Source organism: Roseomonas elaeocarpi (assembly GCF_042433915.1).
In the GTDB taxonomy this organism is placed as follows: Bacteria; Pseudomonadota; Alphaproteobacteria; order Acetobacterales; family Acetobacteraceae; genus Roseomonas; species Roseomonas elaeocarpi.
Genome location: NZ_JBHLUN010000026.1, coordinates 1 through 3,279 on the forward strand (window position 1 = coordinate 1; position 3,279 = coordinate 3,279).

General features: G+C 73.3%; 2 protein-coding genes. Both read left to right on the top strand.

What is annotated here, in order from left to right; genetic code table 11:
- Positions 1 to 1,890: type I secretion system permease/ATPase (locus ACFFGY_RS22140; RefSeq protein WP_377046713.1), on the top strand; the 1,890-nt coding region annotated here is incomplete at its 5' end.
- On the top strand, positions 1,887 to 3,279 hold a 1,393-nt coding region (locus tag ACFFGY_RS22145), incomplete at its 3' end, for an HlyD family type I secretion periplasmic adaptor subunit (RefSeq protein WP_377046714.1). The genes ACFFGY_RS22140 and ACFFGY_RS22145, both read left to right, overlap by 4 nt.

Below are 3,279 nucleotides of genomic sequence, written 5' to 3' on the forward strand. Positions count from 1 at the left end.
GCGCCGCCGCCCGACACGATCTTGTCGCGTTCGATCCGGGCGTGTCGCGGCCAGTTCACGGCGGTGGCGTTGTTCAGCGGGGTGGTGAACCTGCTGCAGCTGACGATCTCGCTGTACATGATGCAGGTGTTTGACCGGGTGATGGCATCGCGCAGCCTGGACACGCTGTTGTGGCTGACGGTGCTGGCGATCGTCTCGGTGGGGATGCTGGCGCTGCTGGAGGGGGTGCGGGGTCAGGTGATGAACCGCTCCGCCGCCTGGATCGAGTCCAAGGTGGCGCCGGAGGGCTTCCAGCGCGGGCTGGAGGCGCAGCTGCGCGGGCGGCCCTACCGGATGGAGGCGCTGCGCGACCTGGCGGTGTGCCGCTCCTGGCTGGGCAGCGCGGGGGCGCTGGCGCTCTACGACGTGCCCTGGGTGCCGGTGTACCTGGGCGTCATCTTCCTGCTGCACCCGCTGCTGGGGGGCGTGGCGCTGGCGGGGGCGGTGCTGTTGCTGGGGCTCACCCTGCTCAACGAGCGGCTGACCGCGCCCATCCTCAAGCAGGCCGGCACCGCGGGGCTGCTGGCTCAGCGGCGCGCCGAGATGCTGGCGCGCAACGCCGAGGTGGTGGACAGCATGGGCATGGCGCCGGCCGTGGTGGGGCTGTGGCGCGAGGCGGTGGCGCAGAGCGCGCCGCTGCAGGACCGCGCGGCCGACCGCGCGGCGATCCTGAGCTCGATCACCAAGTTCACCCGGCTCGCGCTGCAGATCGCGGTGCTGGGCATCGGCGCCTGGCTGGTGCTGCGGCAGGAGCTGACCTCGGGGGCCTCCATGGCGGGCTCGATCATCATGGGCCGGGCGCTGGCGCCGGTGGAGCAGATGATCGGCGGCTGGAAGTCGCTGGTGCAGGTGCGCCAGGCGATGGCCAGGCTGCGCGCCTTCCTCGGCGCGCCGCGGCTGCGGCCGGAGGGCACGCCGCTGCCCGCGCCCACGGGGCGCTTGAGCGCCGAGCGGCTGATCTTTTCGGGCGCCAACGGCGGCAGCCCCATCATCAAGGGCCTGAGCTTCGTGGTGGAGCCGGGCGAGAGCGTGGCGGTGATCGGCCCCTCGGCCGCGGGCAAGACCACGCTGGCGCGGCTGTTGATCGGCACGCTCAGCCCCAATGCCGGCTCGGTGCGCCTCGACGGCGCCGACGTGTCCACCTGGCTGCGCGAGGATCTCGGCCGGCACCTGGGCTACCTGCCGCAGGACGTGGAGCTGTTCGAGGGCACGGTGCTGCGCAACATCGCGCGCATGACCGATGCCGATCCGGCCGCCGTGCACGAGGCGGCCCAGCTGGCCGGCTGCCACGAGATGATCCTGCGCCTGCCGGCGGGCTACGACACCGAGGTGGGCGACGGCGGCCAGCAGCTTTCGGGCGGGCAGCGGCAGCTGATCGGCCTGGCGCGCGCGCTGTTCGGCAGGCCAAAGCTGCTGGTGCTCGATGAGCCCGACAGCAGCCTCGACGGCGAGGCCGAGGTGCGGCTGCTGCGCGCGCTCAAGCTGCTGAAAGCCCAGGGCACCACGGTGGTGCTGGTGAGCCACCGCCCGGTGCTGGTGCAGGGCGTGGACAAGGTGATGGTGCTGCGCGACGGCCAGATCGAGGCCTTCGGGCCGCGCGCCGAGGTGCTGGCGCGCATCATGGGCCCGCGCCCGGCGCCCGCCGCCCCGATCCCCAACGCCGCCCCCGCCGGCGCCACCATCCCCGGCCCCGTGGTCGCGGCGGTGGCCGCGGCGCAGCTGCCGGGTGGGCGGCCCCAGGGGCAGTCCCAGGGGCAGCAGCCCGGACAATCCCCGGGGCAAGCCGGACAATCGCAGGGGCAGCCGCCGGCTGGCCCCGCCCAGAACCAGGCCGGGGAGAGCGCGGCATGAGCATGACCCTTCCCCCCAACATCATGGCCCCTGGCGCCATGGCCCCTGCCGTCGCCGGTTCCGCGGGCACCGCGCTCGTCCCCCGGCCCGGGCTGCCGGCGCTGGTGCTGGACCTGCCGCGGCCGCGCACCCGCGGGCCGCTGCTGGTCGGGCTGTTCAGCCTGGCGCTGTTTGCCGGCGCGCTGGGCAGCTGGTCGGCGCTGGCACCCTTGAGCGAGGCCGCGGTCGCGCCGGGGCTGATCAAGGCCGAGGGCTCCCGGCGCGCGGTGCAGCACCTCGAGGGCGGCATCGTGCGCGAGATCCTGGCGCGCGACGGCGACACCGTGCATGCGGGTCAGGTGCTGATGCGCCTCGACGACGCGCAGTCGGGTGCCAGCTACGAGGCGCTGCGCGCCACCCGCTGGGCGCTGCTGGCGCAGAGCGCGCGCCTGGCCTCCGAGCTCGCCGAGGCGACAACGGTGGCCTACCCGGCCGAGCTCACGCAGGCCGACGACCCGCGGGCGCGCGAGGCGATGACCGGCCAGAGCATCCTGTTCAGCAGCAGGCAGGCCAGCCTGACCAGCCAGCTGCAGATGCTGGGCAGCCGCATCGAGCAGTACGACGCCGCCATCACCTCGGCGCGCGCGCAGCTGCAAAGCCAGAAGCGTCAGCTCGACCTGCTCCGGCGCGAGGAGAGCGACGTGCGCGCCCTGGTGGCGCAAGGGCTCGAGCGCATGCCCCGCCTGCTGGGCCTGCAGCGCCAGATCGCGTCCGCCGAGGGCAACGTCCAGGACGTGGCCGGGCAGATCGAGCGCTCGGAGGCGCAGATCAGCGAAACCCGCAACCAGCTGCGCAACGTGCGCGACCAGCGCCTGCAGGAAGTCTCCACCGACGCGCGCGAGGTCAACACCAAGCTCAGCGACACCACCGAGCGGCTGCGCGCGGCCGAGGACGTGGCCACGCGCCGCGAGATCATCGCGCCCGCCGACGGCGTGGTGCTCAACTCCAAGTTCTTCAACCCAGGTGCCGTGGTGCGCGCCGGCGACACCGTGCTCGAGATCGTGCCCGCCCACGACCGGCTGGTGGCCGAGGTGCACGTCTCACCCACCGACATCGACAACGTGCACGAGGGGCTGGAGGCCGAGGTCCGCCTGCCCGCCTTCAAGCAGCGCCTGGTGCCGCTGCTGCACGGCCACGTCACCTTCGTGGGCGGCGACATCAACGAGGACCCGCAGCGGGGGCTCCAGTACTACCGCGCCCAGATCGCCATCGATCCCGACCAGCTCAAGGCCCTCGACAACGTCGCCCTGCGCCCCGGCATGCCCGTCGATACCCAGATCAAGACCGGCGAGCGATCCTTCGCCCGCTACATGATCCAGCCCCTCCTCGACAGCTTCCACAAGGCCTTCC